Origin of the sequence: Marinomonas posidonica (assembly GCF_043643765.1) — a bacterium.
Lineage (GTDB): Bacteria > Pseudomonadota > Gammaproteobacteria > Pseudomonadales > Marinomonadaceae > Marinomonas > Marinomonas posidonica_A.
Genome location: NZ_JBHZSP010000019.1, coordinates 26,819 through 45,888, shown reverse-complemented (window position 1 = coordinate 45,888; position 19,070 = coordinate 26,819). Strand labels below are relative to the sequence as shown.

Annotated in this window: 19 protein-coding genes and 5 tRNA genes; 10 read left to right on the top strand and 14 right to left on the bottom strand. The window is 42.4% G+C overall.

Translation table 11 applies throughout. The features are described from left to right. Positions 1-948 precede the first annotated feature (948 nt). From ACHUFM_RS17370 to ACHUFM_RS17350, 5 genes are all read left to right on the top strand, one after another. The gene (locus tag ACHUFM_RS17370; protein ID WP_013795215.1) at positions 949-1,158 is read left to right on the top strand and encodes a cold-shock protein; all 210 of its coding nucleotides are present in this window, start codon (positions 949-951) and stop codon (positions 1,156-1,158) included. A 143-nt stretch (positions 1,159-1,301) separates the two neighbouring features. Then, positions 1,302-1,847 carry a DUF2058 domain-containing protein gene (locus tag ACHUFM_RS17365; RefSeq protein ID WP_394183846.1) on the top strand — a complete coding sequence of 182 codons (546 nt, stop codon included), beginning with the start codon at positions 1,302-1,304 and terminating at the stop codon, positions 1,845-1,847. 374 nt (positions 1,848-2,221) lie between these two features. Beyond that, positions 2,222-3,157, top strand: a complete 936-nt coding sequence (locus ACHUFM_RS17360; protein ID WP_394183845.1) for a porin — start codon at positions 2,222-2,224, stop codon at positions 3,155-3,157. Positions 3,158-3,414: 257 nt separating this feature from the next. Then, positions 3,415-4,050 carry a cupin domain-containing protein gene (locus ACHUFM_RS17355; RefSeq protein WP_394183844.1) on the top strand — a complete coding sequence of 212 codons (636 nt, stop codon included), beginning with the start codon at positions 3,415-3,417 and terminating at the stop codon, positions 4,048-4,050. Between the two features lie 19 nt (positions 4,051-4,069). After that, a complete protein-coding gene (locus ACHUFM_RS17350) occupies positions 4,070-4,777 on the top strand; it encodes a fumarylacetoacetate hydrolase family protein (RefSeq protein WP_394183843.1) in 708 nt (235 codons plus the stop codon). Here ACHUFM_RS17350 and ACHUFM_RS17345 read toward each other — a convergent pair. Both ACHUFM_RS17345 and ACHUFM_RS17340 read right to left on the bottom strand, forming a co-directional pair. Next, positions 4,767-5,225, bottom strand: a complete 459-nt coding sequence (locus tag ACHUFM_RS17345; protein ID WP_394183841.1) for a DTW domain-containing protein — start codon at positions 5,223-5,225, stop codon at positions 4,767-4,769. The genes ACHUFM_RS17350 and ACHUFM_RS17345 overlap by 11 nt on opposite strands. Positions 5,226-5,335: 110 nt before the next feature. Next, positions 5,336-6,547 carry an ammonium transporter gene (locus ACHUFM_RS17340; protein WP_394183840.1) on the bottom strand — a complete coding sequence of 404 codons (1,212 nt, stop codon included), beginning with the start codon at positions 6,545-6,547 and terminating at the stop codon, positions 5,336-5,338. A 438-nt stretch (positions 6,548-6,985) separates the two neighbouring features. Between ACHUFM_RS17340 and ACHUFM_RS17335 the strand changes: the two genes are divergently transcribed. Continuing rightward, positions 6,986-7,198 (top strand): cold-shock protein, encoded by a 213-nt coding sequence (locus ACHUFM_RS17335; protein ID WP_013795222.1) that lies wholly within the window; start codon positions 6,986-6,988, stop codon positions 7,196-7,198. A 106-nt stretch (positions 7,199-7,304) separates the two neighbouring features. Further along, positions 7,305-7,967: a glutathione S-transferase gene (locus tag ACHUFM_RS17330; protein WP_394183838.1), complete on the top strand. Its 663-nt coding sequence runs from the start codon at positions 7,305-7,307 to the stop codon at positions 7,965-7,967. Between the two features lie 23 nt (positions 7,968-7,990). Here ACHUFM_RS17330 and ACHUFM_RS17325 read toward each other — a convergent pair whose 3' ends face one another. Beyond that, a complete protein-coding gene (locus ACHUFM_RS17325; protein WP_394183837.1) occupies positions 7,991-8,833 on the bottom strand; it encodes an outer membrane protein assembly factor BamD in 843 nt (280 codons plus the stop codon). A 160-nt stretch (positions 8,834-8,993) separates the two neighbouring features. Between ACHUFM_RS17325 and rluD the strand changes: the two genes are divergently transcribed. From rluD to clpB, 3 genes are all read left to right on the top strand, one after another. After that, a complete protein-coding gene (gene rluD, locus ACHUFM_RS17320; RefSeq protein WP_394183835.1) occupies positions 8,994-9,977 on the top strand; it encodes a 23S rRNA pseudouridine(1911/1915/1917) synthase RluD in 984 nt (327 codons plus the stop codon). A gap of 55 nt (positions 9,978-10,032) precedes the next feature. Continuing rightward, a complete protein-coding gene (gene pgeF, locus ACHUFM_RS17315; protein WP_394183833.1) occupies positions 10,033-10,770 on the top strand; it encodes a peptidoglycan editing factor PgeF in 738 nt (245 codons plus the stop codon). 121 nt (positions 10,771-10,891) lie between these two features. After that, positions 10,892-13,471: an ATP-dependent chaperone ClpB gene (gene clpB / locus ACHUFM_RS17310; RefSeq protein WP_394183832.1), complete on the top strand. Its 2,580-nt coding sequence runs from the start codon at positions 10,892-10,894 to the stop codon at positions 13,469-13,471. 108 nt (positions 13,472-13,579) lie between these two features. Here the strand turns inward: clpB and ACHUFM_RS17305 are convergent, their stop codons facing one another. The 11 genes from ACHUFM_RS17305 to ispE form a co-directional block, all read right to left on the bottom strand. Further along, on the bottom strand, positions 13,580-14,179 hold the full coding sequence (locus ACHUFM_RS17305; protein WP_063334415.1) for a TIGR04219 family outer membrane beta-barrel protein: 600 nt from the start codon (positions 14,177-14,179) through the stop codon (positions 13,580-13,582). A 114-nt stretch (positions 14,180-14,293) separates the two neighbouring features. After that, positions 14,294-14,368 (bottom strand) — tRNA-Gln (locus ACHUFM_RS17300). Positions 14,369-14,385: 17 nt separating this feature from the next. Further along, positions 14,386-14,462: transfer RNA gene (locus tag ACHUFM_RS17295), tRNA-Met, on the bottom strand. Between the two features lie 13 nt (positions 14,463-14,475). Continuing rightward, a tRNA-Gln gene (locus ACHUFM_RS17290) sits at positions 14,476-14,550 on the bottom strand. 17 nt (positions 14,551-14,567) lie between these two features. Next, positions 14,568-14,644: transfer RNA gene (locus tag ACHUFM_RS17285), tRNA-Met, on the bottom strand. Between the two features lie 10 nt (positions 14,645-14,654). After that, a tRNA-Gln gene (locus tag ACHUFM_RS17280) sits at positions 14,655-14,729 on the bottom strand. Between the two features lie 111 nt (positions 14,730-14,840). Continuing rightward, positions 14,841-15,932, bottom strand: a complete 1,092-nt coding sequence (gene ychF / locus ACHUFM_RS17275) for a redox-regulated ATPase YchF (RefSeq protein WP_394183830.1) — start codon at positions 15,930-15,932, stop codon at positions 14,841-14,843. A 25-nt stretch (positions 15,933-15,957) separates the two neighbouring features. Continuing rightward, a complete protein-coding gene (gene pth, locus ACHUFM_RS17270; protein ID WP_113875869.1) occupies positions 15,958-16,542 on the bottom strand; it encodes an aminoacyl-tRNA hydrolase in 585 nt (194 codons plus the stop codon). A 17-nt stretch (positions 16,543-16,559) separates the two neighbouring features. After that, positions 16,560-17,138: a 50S ribosomal protein L25/general stress protein Ctc gene (locus ACHUFM_RS17265; protein ID WP_394183829.1), complete on the bottom strand. Its 579-nt coding sequence runs from the start codon at positions 17,136-17,138 to the stop codon at positions 16,560-16,562. A gap of 70 nt (positions 17,139-17,208) precedes the next feature. Then, positions 17,209-18,156, bottom strand: coding sequence for a ribose-phosphate diphosphokinase (locus ACHUFM_RS17260; protein ID WP_394183827.1), 948 nt, complete (start codon positions 18,154-18,156; stop codon positions 17,209-17,211). Between the two features lie 56 nt (positions 18,157-18,212). Further along, positions 18,213-19,070, bottom strand: coding sequence for a 4-(cytidine 5'-diphospho)-2-C-methyl-D-erythritol kinase (ispE, locus tag ACHUFM_RS17255; protein ID WP_394183825.1), 858 nt, complete (start codon positions 19,068-19,070; stop codon positions 18,213-18,215).

The following is a 19,070-nucleotide window of genomic DNA, read 5'->3' as shown; positions in this document are numbered from 1 at the left end:
GCAAGTTCAACGCGTCAGCACGACTCCAATGCCAAGGTGGCGTGCATTAGGGTTTTTCTACCTCTTATGTCTTCAGGGGACATAAGAGGTAGAAGTGTGTCTCGGCGCTTTAATAAGCGCCTCTCTTTCGTTAAATTTATTTTATTCCGATCAAAAAACAAACTAAACAACAAAAAAGAGACTATGAATACTTTAAAGCTAAACTCTAAACAAATTCAGGTAGCGATAGATCAGCTTGGTATAAGTAGAAGAGTCACGATTCCCAGCAGTGATGCCTTGCGTCACTGCCGTCGACATCGGCTTACGTTGCTTTGGATCTTACTTTTGCAGTCGTTGCATTTACAAAAGGAGCAAATTCCTAATCCGTTAATAGTGGAAAGAACCTGATGCGCGTAAAGGGATCTGACCCACTGAGATACCATCGTCTCAGATTATTGTACCCAAAGGGCTTATATAGGTCGTCATTTCTTATATCCTCAGTTTTCTAAGTCATCCAGACATAGCACTATCTCAACTGTGTCACAGCCATCCATCGTCAGCGGCTTTGGTGTGTTTCTTTTAAGTGCATTTCAGTATTGCACGCATTTCTGGTTTACTTGTATCAAGATTTACTCTTGTGTTGAATTCTTATTTTCCCCGTTATTTTGTTGCTATGAGAAAATAGTCATTCGTTTTTTGATCTAAAGACGTTAATTAGGGTCTTTGCCTCAGAAAAGGGCAGTTGTTTTACAAATAGGTGCAAATTTGTTCAAAACTTGATTGACCCTGGTGTTAAAAGAAGACTACAATCAAGTTCGTTTAAAAGAGTTGGCAATATTTATGTCCAGAGTTGCGAATACTACGTTAAGTATGTTCGATCCTGTTAAGTCATAAGTAATACCGAGTTTTTTTAGCACTATAACGGAAATTTTTCCGTGTAAATTAACTTAACCTACAGGATAAACAGACATGTCTGACGTAGTAACTGGTACAGTAAAATTCTTCAACGAAACTAAAGGTTTCGGTTTCATTACTCAGGATCAAGGTCCTGATGTATTTGTTCATTTCTCTGCTATCAACAGTTCTGGTTTCAAAACTTTGGCTGAAGGCCAAAAAGTTGAATTCCAAGTAGCTCAAGGTAAAAAAGGCCCTGAAGCTCAAAACGTAACACCTTTATAAGGTAGCGTTTTAAGAGATTTGATCTAGTTATAGATTGACAAAAGCGACTTTCGAGTCGCTTTTTTTGTATCTAAATTTTGAGTTTCCAATTAAATCTGAATGATGATTGGTGATGTGTATGATTTTCTCTAAAGGAGGTTCTGATGGCCGCTAAATCATTACAAGAGCAGCTTTTAGGTGCTGGTATTGTTGATAAGAAGAAAGCCAAGAAAATTAAGGCTGAGAAATTACAGCAGAAGCAAAAGGTGAAAAACGGTAAAGCCGTTGATGATGAAAAGGATAAGCGTGCAGCTGAGTTGAAGAGGCAAAGAGATGAGAAGCTTGAAAAGGATCGTCAGTTAAACTTGCAGCGCCAAAAAGACATTGAAAACAAAGCCGTTCATGGTCAAATCCGTCAGATGATTCTGCAAAATCGAATTGTCAAAGAGGATGGTGATATTGCTTATCATTTTACTGATAACAAAAAAGTTAAGCAGCTTTATATTAGCCAGGGTATGCATAATGACTTGAGTGGTGGTCGATTAGCAATTGCGAAGCTAGACAGTCAATATGAAATTATTCCAGAGCCTGCCGCAGTAAAGATCAGTGAACGTGATGACAGCTATATTCTGGTTTGTAATAACAGAGTTGAAACGGTTGATGACGATCCTTATGCAGATTTCCAAATTCCTGATGATTTAATGTGGTAATTCGTACCAAGGTTTTGCTTTAGTAAAGCCTTGGTTGTCTATTTTTAGTTGTTTATCAGCTAATTTTATTAAGATTTTACACTTATCTTTCAATCCTGCTGCCTTTTATCTAATTTCCACTCCTTATTATCTCCATATTTACTGTCCTTTTTGTTTTCAACTGTCTGATTTTAAAGATTTTTTAAGATATTCTTTTTTTCTCTCCTTCCTTTTTTAATAACAGATGTCATGAAATATGCACGATTAATGGATTGGTTATGCAATTAATGTGTGTGGTATTGTTAATTTCTGCAGAATCTTTAGATTGTTTTATTGTTGCTTGCACGTATCAAGCGCCTACAAGAAACTATGTACACATTAAAGGGAAAACGAGAATGAAAAAATCGATTATTGCTATTGCTGTATCTAGTGCAGCCCTTGCGTCTGTATCCGTTCATGCAGCTGAAGGTTCAACCGTTGATGTTTACGGTAACATCCAGTACGCACTAACTGACAAAGATGCTGGATCTGAGTTCGCTGACAATGGTTCTACATTTGGTTTCAAAGGCGAAACATTAATTAATGATGATCTAACTGCTTTCTTCAAATATGAACTTGAAGCAGATGCAGACGAAAAGAAAAGCGGTGTAGATGTTAACCTTGATCAAGCTTTTGTCGGTTTGAAAGGTGGATTTGGTAAAGTGCAAGTAGGTACGTTTGACAGTATCTATAACAACGCTATCCAAGATTCTGTTGATCAGTTCGAGGTGCTAGGTTTTGCTAATGCAACGACAACAGCAGAGGGTGATACTATTGCTTTCTTTTCTCCTTCTATGAACGGTTTTGAAGTCCAGTTGTCTACGCAAGTGACAGGTGATGATGACTCAATTCCGACTGCAACAGGTGATGATCTTCAGACTGAAGATGGTTCAAGTGTAACTGGTGTTGTGAAATATTCTACTGGTGCTTTAACCGTTGCTCTTGGTTACGATCAAAATGGCAATTATGTTGATGGTGAAAGTACAGTCGGTTTGTCTGCTGGCTACGAGCTTCAGCCTAATCTGAATGTTTCTGCTAAATTTGAAACAACTACCGATACACAAGACGTATTAGGTCTAGCCGCTCGTTATGGTTACGGTGCAGGTGACCTTTACGCATCTGTTCAGTCTATCTCTCCAGACAGTGGTGATGATTACAACGAATACGGTGCAGGTGTGACATACAGCCTTGCGTCTAACGTATACGTATACGGTGAAGTGGGTAGCTTTGAAAATGCTTCTAACAGCGACACAGACACTCAAACAGCCGTTGGCGTTTACTACGGTTTCTAAAATCATAGATATTTGATTTTATTTACTCTAAGGCTTCTTCCTGATGGTTTGAAGGAGGGAGCCTTATGTTAAATACGATCATTCAAGGTTCCATATTTCTTCTCTTGTAGGCGGATTGTTGGAACATTTTTGGCACCAAGTGGCAACATTTGGTGCCTTTTTTTATTTCTAATAAGTTGATTCTTTTACGAATTTACTTGATTACAATTTAAGCTAACCGTTAAACTGAGTATATTTTGTTCAGTTGGTTGTTGCTTATGCTCAATATGGATTTTGCTCAAACTGTCGTTATAGATACGAATCAAGAAGAGTGGATTGGTAGCCCTATGACAGGTGTGTTTAGGAAGCCTCTGGCGCGGGAAGAAGCGGAAAGAGGTCACGCGACTAGCATAGTGCAATATCAACCAAAATCGGTTTTTCGCCCTCACCCTCACCCTCTAGGAGAAGAGATTCTGGTATTGAGTGGTGTGTTTTCGGATGAATCTGGTGATTTTAAGGCTGGCTCTTATTTTCGTAACCCCCCAGGGACCAGTCATGCTCCTCATAGTGATGAGGGATGTTTGCTGTTTGTAAAATTGCATCAATTTCATCCATCTGATTTAAATCAGGTTTCCTTAGATGCTTCTAGTATTTGGTATCAACAAGACTCATCAATATTGCCTTTGTATCAATATGGTGAAGAAAGGGTGTATCTAATCCGAATGTCAGGTGAAAATACATTAACCACATTGGCTTTGTCTAAAGCGGTTGAGGTTTTTGTGATTTCTGGACAAGCGAGCTATGGAGAATACTCACTGTCTACAGGTATTTGGTTTCGAGAGCCTAGCTTTTCGCCCATAGATTGGCGAGTTGATGGTGAATGCTTTATTTGGCTTAAGACAGGTCATTTTTAAGAAAATTAAGGTATGTAATGTGAAGTATGTAGTGCCTGTACAACAACAAACTAGTTTGCCTATTGAAGGTGATGAGCGTTTTTTTCCAGTGGGTCGAGTGTTTTGTATTGGCCGAAATTATGCGGCTCACTCAAGAGAAATGGGGGATGATCCTGATCGCGACCCGCCTTTCTTTTTTAAAAAAGACGCCGCTTGCGTTACGCCAGTCGCTTTTTCTGAGAAGTCTTCGATTCGGTATCCGTTAGCTACGTCTCAGCTGGAGTATGAAGTGGAGCTTGTGGTGGCGCTTGCGAAAGGGGGGAGTCAGTTGTCTATTGACGAGGCAGAAGACGCCATCTTAGGCTATGCCCTTGGTTTAGACATGACACGCCGAGACCTTCAGGCTCAAGCTAAAAAGAAAGGGCGACCTTGGGAAGTTGGGAAGTCGTTTGATGAGTCTGCCCCCATCAGCCCTATCGTCTTAAAAAGTGCAGAATTAAATGCCAAGGTGCGTAAGGCGGAGATCGGACTAAAAGTAAATGGTGATGTTAAGCAGTTAAGTTCTGTTGATCACTTAACTTGGTCCATTGAAGAGGTTATTTGCAAGTTATCAGAGGTGTATGAATTACGTCCTGGAGACTTAATCATGACTGGAACGCCTGAGAATGTAGGCCCGGTGATAAAAGGAGACGAAATGTTTGCCTGGATTGAAGGGTTAGGTGACATCAGGGTTCGAGTTACTGGTTAAAATCATCATACGCTTGTTGTAGTTTTGTTGCGGCTGGGTGTTGATGCTCTGTTAGTAGATGAATCGCCACTTCGGCCGTACATAATCCTGTCTGTTTTTGGTTACGACGTTTACTGTATGTTGATTGAATGTCACGAATTTCATAATGAGTGAAGTCATGTAAATAAGGGGAGCGGTTGTATATTTTTCGAGCTTGCTGCCATGTTCCATCAATGATAATGAGGTGCTTGATAGGTCGGTTAATCATTGGTTGAGTTTGTTCTTGGGCTTGATTGGATGGGTAGACTAATAAAGTATTTTGTTTATCGAGTGCTAATATTTCAGGGTGTGGTTCAACTCTTGACCATTCTATGATTTCACAATCTTGTTGCAGGGCTTGCTTAACTAATTTGCCGGTGCCAGTGCTTTTTTTCAGTTCTTCTGAGTGGGTTATGAGCCACAGTTTCATACAATTTACTCGCTAAAAAAGCTTAGTATAGTGAGCTTTGTTGGAGAGAGAAGTAAAAAGCCAATTATTTGGCTTTTTACTTCTTCGTTGCGTGTGTTTAGTGCTTGATATTATTCTTTGCCAATTGAACCTATCTTATGGATGGCAAGGTCGGCACCGTTAAACTCGTCTTCTTCTGACAGGCGCAAACCGCTGATGGATTTAATGACGCCATAAACGATCAATCCACTGATCAAGGCAACTGTGGCACCAAGAAGGCTGCCGATTACTTGCGCATAAAAGCTAACACCACCTAACCCGCCAAATTGTTCAAGACCAAAAATGCCAGCAGCGATGCCACCCCAAAGTCCACATACGCCATGTAAAGGCCAAACCCCTAAAACATCATCTGTGTGTTTGAGTTTCTGTTGAATAAAAGTGAAAAGGAAGGTGAAAATAGCGCCAGCGACCACGCCCGTTGTCAATGCTCCGATAGGATGCATGATGTCAGAGCCAGCACAAATTGCCACAAGGCCTGCTAAAGGACCATTATGTATAAATCCAGGGTCATTTTTGCCAAAAATCATCGCTGCTAATGTGCCGCCGACCATTGCCATCAATGAGTTAACGGCTACTAAGCCACTGATACCATCCAGTGTTTGTGCAGACATAACGTTAAAGCCAAACCAGCCTATACATAAAATCCAAGCTCCTAAAGCAAGGAAAGGGATATTAGAAGGTGCGAAGGCGACTAATTTCCCTTGTTTAAAGCGTCCATTACGTGTGCCAAGCAAGATAATAGCCGCTAGAGCTACCCAGCCACCAAAGGCATGGACCACGACAGATCCTGCAAAGTCATGGAAAGGCGCACCAAATGATCGCTCCAGCCAAGCCTGAAAGCCATAGTTACCGTTCCAGATTAAGCCTTCAAAAAATGGATAGGCAATACCAACCATTATGGCTGCTGAAATTAACATGGGGTAAAACTTGGCGCGTTCAGCGACTCCCCCAGAGATAATGGCCGGAATAGCGGCAGCGAAAGTCATTAAAAAGAAGAATTTGACTAGTGCATAACCATTGTTCTCAGCTAGGACGCTAGCACTGTCAAAAAAGCTTACTCCGTAAGCAATTTGATAACCAATAAAGAAATAGACTAATGCTGATATGGCAAAGTCGGTCATGATTTTTACGAGAGCATTGACTTGGTTTTTATGGCGAACAGTACCAACTTCTAAGAAAGCGAAGCCTGCATGCATAGCAAACACCATAATGGCGCCTAGGAGTATGAAAAGTGTATTCGAGCTGGAAATCAGAGTTTCCACTGCACTATTTAAGGGGGTCACAAGTGTCTCCTGTGTATTATTTTGCCCCAAAATGGGGATCGTTATTATTTTTTGCATTATCTTGAGGCTTTTAAGGCCAAAACAATCACAAATACTTCATTCGAACTCATTTTATGCAATACCTGTTCCATTTATGCCTCTATTTGGTGCTTTGTTTTGTCTTTGCCCTGATATGGGTTGGTTTTTTGACTTTTTAGAGATGGCTGCTTGATCAAAGCGGTAGGTTCATTGATGTGAGTTGTAAAGGAAGTTTACTTTTTTTAACAATACTTATATTCGAATAGCTTTCTATTTTTTTTTGAACATCATATTATCTGTTGATTGTTAACTTTATTAAGGTAAATATTATCTTATGTAAACTTAACATTAAGTTGTTTCTTAAAATTATGGAACAATCGATTTTATTTAATGGATATTATTTATAATAACGAGGTTATTATGTCTGATCAGTTAGTTTCTGGTGTTGTTAAATGGTTTAACGACGAGAAGGGGTTTGGTTTTATTGAGCGTGATGGTGGTGCTGATGTGTTTGTTCATTTCAGAGCGATCAATGGTACAGGCCGTAAAACTTTGCTTGAAGGACAACAAGTAACTTTTGAGGTAACTCAAGGTCAAAAAGGCCCTCAAGCAGAAAACGTTACGATTGTATAATTGACATAATTTGTCATTATAAAACACGAAACCATGTTGCCTAAGACATTCTAGTTGAATGCTTTAGGCAACATGGTTTTTTTTTGATTCATTGGTGTATTGTTTCATGCCTATTTTGTATTCCTTTAGACGTTGTCCTTATGCTATTAGGGCTCGCTATGTATTAGCTTTTTTGGATTGTGAGGTGTTTCTTCGAGAGGTTGATTTGAAGTCGAAGCCTTCTGCTTTATTGGCGTTAGGAGGTAGAGCAACGGTACCTCAAATGCTCGATGATCAGGGCAATCGTTATCCTGAAAGTCTGGATGTTATGTTCTGGGCTTTAAAGCAGACAACTCGAAAAGAGTTAGCAGAGCGACTTTGGCCTAGCTCTGGTGTTCGACAGAAAAAAATAAACACTTGGATCGCTTGTAACGATAATCAGTTTAAGTATTGGTTAGATCGGTACAAATACGCCGATCGTTACCCCGACAAAACGGAGTTGGAATATAGACAGAATGCGGAAGTGTTTATTAGGCGTTTGAACAAGCGGTTAGAAAAATGTCGATATTTATTAGGAGATGATATGAGTTTGGCTGATATCGCTATTTTTCCTTTTATTAGGCAATTTTCTAATGTTGATAAAAATTGGTTTGAAATATCTGAATACCATAATTTAAAATTATGGCTTGATTCATTTATAAAAGAAGATTTTTTTACGGATATCATTATGAAGAAATTACCTTCTTGGCAAAATGGTCAAGGGGATATTGTGTTCCCATTTTGCCAATAGGGCAATTTTTTAAAATGTGATTTTTAATCAATTAATCCAAATGAAACCCAGTACCAAAAACCAGGATCTGCATCATTTGGCAGTTTAAATCGAATAAAGCTTCCTTGCTCATCTATATATTTAGAGGTGGGGAAATTTAATTTCAATATATCAAAGTTTAGTTTTGCTAACTTTTCCTGTGACAAGTCTTGATAGGCTTGGATGGTAATCGCTAAAGCTTCCTCTACAGAGTTTGTGCTTGGGTAGTGTTGTAATACTTCTTGACCACGACGTAAGGCAGAGATAGGTGCTTTGCGTTTCATGTAATAATGCGCTACTTGTAATTCATGACGAGCAACCATTTCTCTTAAAAAGTACATTCTGGCTTTTGCATCAGGCGCATATTGACTTTCTGGGTAGCGAGCAGAGAAGTCGGCTAGTTCATTAAAGGCTTTAGTGAGCTCTTTAGAGTCTCGCTCGCTTGGATCCATACCTAAGTAGCGTGACAGTAAGCTCTCAGCACCTTTGTATGTGGCCAAGGCTCTCATGTAATAGGCATAATCAATTGAATCATTATCTGGATGATTTTTGATAAATCGTTCGGCTGTAGCATGAGCTGCAATGAAGTCCCCAGCTTCGATTTGAGCATAGATTAAGTCTAATTCGGCTCGTGTGCTGAATTTGCCAAAAGGATAGCGTGAATCCAAATCTTTTAAGTGTTTAATGGCGGTAGAAGGAAGGTTTTCAGACAAAGCTTGCTGAGCTTTATCGTAATAAACGCGCTCTGGTAGATCGGGGTCTTGTACTTTTTGGCTAGAACAGGCAGCAGTCAATAAAGAAAAACCGACTATTCCTGTGAATCGGAGTAATGAGTGGTAAAATCCCATGTATAATCAAAACCTTGATGTAGTTGATTGGCCTTGTTTGGCGTTCGTAGCGTTATATTGCGAATCCTAACTCGGTGCAAGGTGCTACACATTTTTATTCACTTTCAGACATCATATTTACATTGGGATGGACTGAAAATAATTAGTTAAAGTGTATTGTATGGCAGAGCGCATAGTAAAAGAAGCCCAAGTTTCGTTTGATTTGGGGGGAAATAGATTTGATCAGATTGCCACAGATTTATTCAGTGACTATTCTCGTTCTCGAATTCAAGCTTGGATAAAAGAGGGTGTCATCCTAGTGGATGGTCAACCAATGAAAGCAAAAGAAAAGCTTTTTGGCGGTGAAACCATCAGTCTGAATGTCGAGATTGAAGCGCAAGAAGAGCATCAAGCGCAGGAAATGGATCTTGATATCGTTTATGAAGATGAAGATATTATGATTATTAACAAACCGGCAGGTTTGGTGGTCCATCCTGCGGTTGGAAATCGTGATGGTACTTTAATGAATGCGATACTTCATCATGCGCCAGAAACAGCACACGTTCCAAGAGCAGGGATCGTTCACCGTCTTGATAAAGAAACAACGGGGTTAATGGTTGTTGCTAAAACTCTTGTGGCGCAAACGGATTTGGTTGCTCAGCTACAAGAGCGCAGCATGGGACGAGAATATGAGGCCATTAGCATTGGTGTAATGACAGGTGGTGGGATTGTGGATGAGCCGATTGGGCGCCATCCTCATAACCGTCAAAAACAAGCTGTTGAGCCCGTTAATGGCAAAGACGCTGTGACGCACTATCGTTTAGTTAATCGCTATAAAAATCACACCCATATTCGTTTGAAGTTGGAGACGGGGCGCACGCATCAGATTCGTGTGCACATGGCTCACATTCAATACCCTTTGGTGGGTGACCCGCAATACGGTGGTCGTTTAAAAATGCCCAAGGCTTGCTCGCCTGAATTGCAAGAAGCCCTAAGAGACTTTCGTCGTCAGGCTTTGCATGCGAAAAAGCTAGAGTTGGCTCATCCTACTACTGGTGAATGGATGGAGTGGGAAATCGATCTACCGGATGATATGCAGCACCTGCTGGACGCACTAAAACGGGACATGCAGGAATCCGGCAGTGAAGACTCGGAATACTATTAAATTTAAATAAAGCAGCTAAGGCTGCTTTTTTATTATGACATGAAAGGAGTTTTTTATGTCAGGAGCGTCCTATATTGCACCAAATTGGCCGGCGCCAACTTCTATTAAAGGTTTTGTGTCCACTCGAGAGGGGGGCGTTAGTCAGTCACCATTTTCGACTTTAAATTTAGGGACACATGTTGGTGATGAGTCGCAAGCAGTGGAGACCAATCGAGAGAGATTTGCTCAGCAAATCAATATGCCTGGTAGTGTTGTTTGGCTGAATCAGGTTCATGGAACTGAAGTGGTGACCTTGCCAACGAAAGAGCAAATTGATTCGGCAGATGCGGCGTATTCTAAGTCAATAGGGCAAGTGTGCGCAGTATTAACAGCAGACTGTCTTCCTGTCTTTTTTTGTGATTTGGCAGGTCAGCAGGTGGCGGTAGCACATGCTGGCTGGCGCGGTTTGTGTGCTGGTGTTTTAGAGACCACACTGGCTAAGTTTACTGATCCTAAGCAGGTTATGGCGTGGTTAGGGCCTGCTATTGGGCCGAATGCTTTTGAAGTGGGGCAAGAGGTATTTGAGGCTTTTTGTGAACAGGAGGCAAATGCGCATGTGGCGTTTAAGCCGACTTCAGAAGGAAAGTGGTTAGCGGATTTGTATACCTTGGCGCGGCAACGCCTAGAAATGGTTGGGGTTGAGCGAGTATACGGTGGCGATTATTGTACCTATACCGAGGAAGAGCAGTTTTTCTCGTACCGGCGTGATGGGCAGACCGGAAGAATGGCTTCCGTTGTTTGGATCGAGGCGTAAAAGTGACATTTTATTGATAGGTGTCAAAAAAATGACACCCCTGTCTTGAAAAGTGTTTTTTGATAACCATTAAGTCCTTAAATGAACTATTTGACCTTATTTATTTAAAGGATGTCAGATTATGCGTATTGACCGATTAACAAGTAAATTACAGTTGGCTCTTTCTGACGCTCAGTCCGTAGCGCTCGGACAAGATCATTCTTATATTGAGCCTTTGCATTTAATGATCGCTCTGATTGATCAGCAAGGTGGTGGCGTTCGTCCAATCCTTCAGCAGGCGGGTATCCCTGTCGCTAAGTTCCGTGATGGTTTAAATGAATTGTTGAGTCGCCTACCAAAGGTTCAGGATCACGATGGCAATGTACAAATGTCCCCAGAATTGGGGCGTTTATTAAACCTAGCAGACAAAGAAGCGCAGAAGCGTAAAGATCAATATATCTCTTCAGAGCTTGTTTTGCTGGCAATGTTTGATGGTAAAGATGATTTAGCGAAAAGCCTCAAAGATACTGGCGTTACCAAAGCCGACATTATTAGTGTGATAGACAGCATTCGCGGCGGTGATTCGATAAATGATCCTGATGCTGAGGAAAGTCGTCAGGCTCTAGATAAGTATACGGTTGATTTGACGGCAAGGGCAGCTGAAGGTCGTTTGGACCCTGTCATAGGCCGCGATGATGAAATTCGTCGCACGATACAGGTTTTACAGCGTCGCCGTAAGAATAATCCGGTATTAATTGGTGAGCCAGGTGTGGGTAAAACTGCCATTGTAGAAGGTTTGGCTCAGCGTATCATTAATGGCGAAGTGCCAGAAGGGCTAAAGAAAAAGCGTGTCTTGTCTCTAGATATGGGGACGTTAATCGCCGGAGCCAAATATCGAGGCGAATTTGAGGAAAGACTAAAAGCATTGTTGAATGAGCTGTCTAAACAAGAAGGGCAGGTAATCTTATTCATTGATGAGATTCATACTATGGTAGGTGCGGGGAAATCCGAAGGTTCAATGGATGCTGGCAATATGTTGAAGCCTGCATTGGCAAGAGGTGAGCTCCACTGTGTTGGCGCGACGACACTGGATGAATATCGTCAATACATTGAGAAAGATGCGGCGCTCGAAAGACGTTTTCAAAAAGTGTTAGTGGATGAGCCAAGTGTGCTGGATTCCATCGCCATCCTACGCGGTTTAAAAGAGCGATATGAAGTGCACCATGGCGTTGATATTACCGATTCAGCGATTATCGCATCGGCAAAATTATCTCAGCGTTATATTACGGATAGACAGTTGCCGGATAAAGCTATTGATTTGATCGATGAAGCAGCCAGTCGTATTCGTATGGAAATGGATTCGAAGCCAGAAGACATGGATCGTTTGGAGCGCCGACTCATCCAATTAAAAATTGAAAAAGAAGCGCTTAAAAAAGAGAAAGATAAAGCGTCTAAACTGCGTTTGGATGAATTGAATAGTGAAATAGAGCGATTGCAAAAATCGTTCTCTGATTTGGAAGAGATTTGGAATGCAGAGAAAGCGGCAGTGCATGGGGCACAAAAGCTAAAAGAAGAGCTGGAAGGCGTTAGACATGAAATGGAAGAGGCGCGTCGTAATGGTAATTTGGCGAAAATGTCTGAGTTGCAATATGGTGTCATTCCAATGTTGGAAGCGGAAATTGAAAAGGCGGGTCAAGAGGAAGAAAACACCGAAACTCGTCTATTGAAGCGACATGTGTCAGAAGAGGAGATCGCCACGGTGGTTTCTCGCTGGACAGGGATTCCAGTGGATAAAATGTTGGAAGGTGAGCGTGACAAGCTATTACGTATGGAAGAGGCATTGCATGAGTCGGTTATGGGGCAAAATGAAGCGGTTTCAGCGGTCTCTAATGCGGTGAGAAGATCTCGTTCTGGTTTAGCTGACCCCAACAAGCCAAATGGTTCTTTCCTCTTTTTGGGGCCGACAGGTGTTGGTAAAACCGAGTTGTGCAAATCCTTAGCCAAGTTCTTGTTTGATACTGAACAAGCGATGGTGAGAGTAGATATGTCAGAATTCATGGAAAAACATTCTGTAGCACGCTTGATTGGTGCGCCACCAGGGTATGTTGGCTATGAAGAAGGTGGTTACCTAACTGAAGCGGTTAGACGTCGACCATACTCTGTGCTGTTGCTTGATGAGGTCGAGAAGGCGCATCCGGATGTGTTTAATATCTTGTTGCAAGTATTAGACGATGGGCGTCTGACGGATGGACAGGGTCGTACCGTGGACTTTAGAAATACGGTCATCGTCATGACGTCGAACTTGGGATCGGATCTGATTCAAGAATATCAGTCTGATGATCAATATGATGAGATCAAAGCTAAGGTGATGTCAGTGGTGGGGACACACTTCCGTCCAGAGTTTATTAACCGGATTGATGAAACGGTTGTTTTCCACCCATTAATGCGTTCGCAGATTAAAGGGATTGCCGCTATCCAGTTAGCTCACCTTAATGACAGGTTGACTGAGATGGGTATGAGCTTAACTCTTACGGAAGAGGCTCAGGAGCGTCTGGCAGAAGTCGGTTATGATCCAATATATGGAGCGCGACCATTGAAACGTGCCATTCAGCAGTGGATTGAAAACCCATTAGCAAATGAGCTGTTATCTGGGCAGTTTGTTACGGGAGATCAGATCTTAGCGGATGTGGAGGGGAGTAATATCGTCTTTACTAAGGGTTAATTTTTCGTTGGCTTAAAAAAATCCCCAGTATCTTTGATGCTGGGGATTTTTTATATCAACGTCATGAATGAGCCTTAACAGCGACTTAGTTTAAAGTCGTTTTCAGGATTAGAAGTCGAGGAATGCGCCAATGAAGACACCAGTAAACTTGATGTCAAAAGCAGAACCATCAATATCATCAATGTCTTCTTCAACTTTACGGTAACCCGCTTCTAGGCCGCCAAAGTATAGAGCTTGATATTTGATTTTAAATGTTGTGTCCGTGATATCAGCATCGCTACCACCGCCAGTTTTGTATTCAGCGCCGACAGATAGACTAGTGCCTGGGAAAGTAACGTATGCCGATGCATAACCTAGAGGGTATGAATCACTCACATCCGTTGAGCCGATAGAGCCATCAATGCTGCGCAGTGTGATACCAGCGTCTAGGTCAAGCCAAAGTAGGCCATCTAGAAACTCGTAATAAAGCGTGTAGTCATTATAAGATGTGTCTACTGTTGTGCTACCCACTTTGCCTTCAAGGCTTTGGCTTTGCAGGCGGAAGTTAGGGATAACTGGAATTGGGTGTTCAACGGCCACACCAAAGTATGAGTTGAAGTCTTCACCGTCATTTGTCACGTAAGAGCCAGCTTCAGCCGTCAGTCCTAAAACATCAGCTTGTGCAGCGCTTGCTAGCAAAGCGGTGGAAAGTAAAAGTGCAGATTTCATAATCAGTATCCATATCTCGTTAGACGGTTAACGCTAATTATAAATTTTAGTGGAGTAAAATCCAGTAAAAATATTGCATGCTTTGTATAGGAGAGGGTATTCGAGTAAGAAATATGGCTGGGGTAGCTGGATTCGAACCAACGCATGACGGGATCAAAACCCGTTGCCTTACCGCTTGGCTATACCCCAATACTCTATTAAAAAGTTGGTGGCTATGACTAGATTCGAACTAGTGACCCCATCATTATGAGTGATGTGCTCTAACCAACTGAGCTACATAGCCTTTTAAATAAGAGTGGCTGGGGTAGCTGGATTCGAACCAACGCATGACGGGATCAAAACCCGTTGCCTTACCGCTTGGCTATACCCCAATACTCTATTAAAAAGTTGGTGGCTATGACTAGATTCGAACTAGTGACCCCATCATTATGAGTGATGTGCTCTAACCAACTGAGCTACATAGCCGTTTGTCTGTTGGCTGGGGTAGCTGGATTCGAACCAACGCATGACGGGATCAAAACCCGTTGCCTTACCGCTTGGCTATACCCCAACAGACAACACAGAAACAAAACACTTAAACAGATACTCTGTCTCTGTGGCGCGATATTATTCATATAACCCATTCATGGGTCAAGTGTTTTCTTTAATGTTTTCCAATTAATCAAACATTAAAACGGAAATGCATCACGTCGCCATCTTTTACGATGTAATCTTTACCTTCTAGGCGCCACTTGCCGGCTTCTTTTGCGCCGCTCTCACCCTTATATTGAATGAAATCATCATAGCTAACTACTTCAGCACGGATGAAGCCTTTCTCAAAGTCCGTATGGATCACGCCAGCGGCTTGAGGCCCTGTTGCACCTTGTTTTACAGTCCAAGCTCTAACTTCCTTTACACCCGCTGTGAAGTAGGTCTGTAAGCCTAATAGTTGGTAGCCTGCACGGATAACACGATCAAGGCCGGGTTCTTTCATGCCCATTTCGTCTAGGAAGTCTTGCATCTCTTCGGCATCAAGCTCAGAGATTTCAGCTTCTAACTGGTTACAAATTGGTACCACCATAGCGCCTTCGGCAGCAGCTATTTCTTTGACCACGTCAAGGTGTGGATTGTTTTCAAAACCATCTTCAGACACATTAGCAATGTACATGGTGGGTTTAGTGGTTAATAAGTGAAGTTGTTTAATTTCTTTTGCCTGATCATCACTCAGTTCCATAACGCGAACTGGCTTGCCATCTTCCAAGTGCTGTTTAACAGATTCTAAAAAGGCTTTATGAGCAATGGCATCTTTGTTACCACTTTTGGCATTTTTTGCGGTGCGGACGATTTGTTTTTCGATGGATTCTAGGTCAGCGAAAATCAACTCTAGGTTGATGACTTCAATATCGGCTTTCGGGTTTACGTGATTGGCTACGTGAATAACGTTGTCATCTTCAAAGCAACGAACAACGTGCGCGATGGCATCCGTTTCACGAATGTTTGCAAGAAACTTGTTGCCTAGGCCTTCCCCTTTGGAAGCGCCTTCTACTAGGCCGGCAATGTCTACAAATTCCATTGTTGTCGCCAGAACTTTTTCCGGTTTAACAATGTCAGCTAATGCGTCGAGCCGTGGGTCAGGCATTGCGACCACACCTGCATTGGGTTCAATGGTGCAGAACGGGAAGTTTTCAGCGCCAATGCCCGCTTTGGTTAATGCATTAAATAGAGTGGATTTACCAACGTTAGGTAGACCTACGATGCCGCAGTTAAAGCCCATAATGAAATTCCTAATATATGTGTGTTTATGCTTTGAAGCTATGCAGTTGGTTCATTACGGCATTTAAATTGCCTGAAACAATGTCATTTACATAGCGCAATGATTCGTCAATGGTTTGTTCTATTTTAGCGTATTCTACCGGTGCGGCTTTTTTAAGTACGTAATTCGCTACTTGACTGGCATGGCCAGGGTGCCCGATACCAATTCGTAAACGCCCAAACTCTCGGTTATTGCCCAGTTTTGCAATGATGTCTTTTAAGCCATTATGGCCACCATGACCGCCACCTTTTTTTAGCTTCACTGAGCCGGGTGGAATGTCCAGTTCGTCATGAATGACTAAGACTTCTTCAGGAGGGATTTTATAAAATTGACAGACAGCTTGAACCGCTTTGCCACTTAAATTCATATAGGTGGTGGGAATCAATAAATAACATTCTTCACCAGCTATAGAAACTTTTCCGAATTGGCCAAAAAACTTCTTTTCTAAACGAAGAAGACACTGGCTCTGACGAGCCAGTGTCTCAATCCATTGAGCGCCAGCATTATGGCGAGTATTCTCGTATTCGCTGCCTGGGTTTCCCAAGCCGACTAATAATTTGAAACCTGCCACAATACTGCCTTCAATGCTTAGCGTTTAGCTTTACCAATACGAGCGATTGGTTGGTCGTGATCTTCGCCTTTTAGCAAAGAAATCAACTCAACGCCTTCTGGAGCGCTAACATCAGATAGGTGGAAGATGTCACCAAGTTGACCTTTTGCAATATCGACTTCCAATACTTCTGGCAGATTTGCAGGTAGGCAACGAACTTCAGCAAGCTTAGCTTCGATAGTTAAACGACCACCTTGCTTAGCAACACCGTCGCTTTGAGCGGCATTAATGAAGCTTAGAGGAACACGGGTTGTGATCACAGTGTCTTCTTGTACGCGCTGCAGGTCCATGTGCATAACATTGCCTGTTGCTGGGTGGCGTTGCAATGCTTTAACAAGTACTTTTTGAGCGTTGCCATCAACGCTTACTTCAACAACAGATGTCAAAAAGCCAGGAGTAGAAACAGCTTTAAGAAGTTCGTTGTCTTTTAGAGAGATAGACGCTGGCTCAGCGTCGCCACCATAAATGACAGCAGGTACTAGACCTTGGTTACGAAGGCGGCGGCTCGCACCTTTACCTTCTTCAGAGCGTGCTACAGCATTAATAGATAATGACATGATATTTTCCTAATAATAATCAAAGTTTGTGCCCAAAACTGCGACCCGTTCCGAGCGTAAATGTTTGGTTTTAGGCCCCAAACATGGCACTGATTGACTCTTCGTTGCAAACACGACGAACAGCCTCCGCCATAATGTCAGACATCGACAGTTGGCGAATTTGAGGGCAGTTAAGCGCCTCTTGTGTTAATGGAATGGTGTCTGTGACAACCAATTCATCAAGCACAGAATTCTTAATGTTTTCCATGGCTTTGCCCGATAATACTGGGTGAGTACAATAAGCTAATACTTTTGCTGCGCCATGTTCTTTAAGTGCTTTGGCGGCAGCACACAAGGTACCACCTGTATCACACATATCATCGACCAAGACACAAGTCTTGCCCTCAACGTCACCAATCAAGTGCATGATCTGCGCTTCGTTGGCACGTGGACGACGTTTGTCTATGATGGCCAAGTCTGCATCTTCGAGCAATTTCGCAAAAGCACGAGCTCGAACCACACCACCTACATCAGGGGAGACAACTGTGATGTTTTCGTGACCTTGTCTTTGCAGGTCATCTAACAGCAATGGCGTTGCATAAACGTTGTCTACCGGGATATCAAAAAAACCCTGAATTTGGTCAGCGTGCAAGTCCACAGTCAGTACGCGATTGATGCCAACAGCTGAAATCATGTCGGCGACCACTTTTGCTGTAATAGGCACTCTTGCAGAACGTACACGACGATCTTGGCGAGCGTATCCAAAATATGGGATAACAGCGGTCACACGTGTTGCTGAGGCACGTCGCAAAGCATCTGCCATGACAATCAGCTCCATGAGATTGTCATTACTAGGTGCACAGGTAGACTGAATGATAAAAACGTCTTTACCTCGTACATTTTCATTGATCTCAACCGTAATCTCACCGTCGCTAAACTTACCAACGGTTGCGTTACCGATGGGTAGTCCCAGGCGGCGTACCACCCTGCGAGCGAGTTCAGGGTTTGCATTACCGGTAAAAACCATCAACTTGGACACTGTGTATACCCTTTGTTTTTCATAGCGATGTAATAGACTGGCCTGACAAAAAACGACTATTTGTCTTTGTATTGCTTTATCCACTGGTCTAGCGCTTCATGAGTAGGAGATTGATTACACCCACGACAAACCCAAGCTTGCCATTTTGAGGGTATTAATCGTTTTACTCGCTCTGCATCCTGCTGATTATCAAAGGCTATAAAGAGGCAAGCTCCAGTCCCGGTTAATTTCGCATCGCCATGGTTTTTCAGCCATAAATACGCTTCATCAACTTCGGGATTATGCTTTCTGACTACGTCCAAGCAATCATTGTGCCCACCCAGCTTCAAGGCGTGCGATATTTTGATGGGAGGGGTGTCTCTTGTCAAATGTTTATCGGTAAAAATTTGACCAGTTGTCACATGGCAATTGGGTTTTAAAAGCAAATAATAAGGAGTCAGTGGTTGGACCGCTTGTAGCTTTTCACCAATCCCTTCTGCGAAGGCCGCAAACCCCATGACAAAAATGGGTACATCAGCGCCTAATGTGACGCCAATGTCAGCCAACTGTTGATGAGATAATCCGCATTTCCACAATTCATTAAGCGCTAACAAGGTTGTGGCTGCATTGGAACTGCCACCACCGATACCGCCGCCTATGGGTAAGCATTTTTCTAGATGAATGTCGGCACCCCATTTGGAATTTTTGCGATAGGGACGCAACTGTTGAGCGGCTTTGTAGATCAAATTATCAAAAACAGGTAATTCCGATATAACGGGAGTGATTGCCACGTCATCGCGTGTGTTTAGATGAAACGTTAAGGTGTCACATAAATCGATGAACTGAAAAACAGTTTGCAGTTCATGGTAGCCATCGTCTCTTTGCCCTGTGATGTGTAAAAAGAGATTAAGTTTTGCAGGAGAGGGTAATTGCAT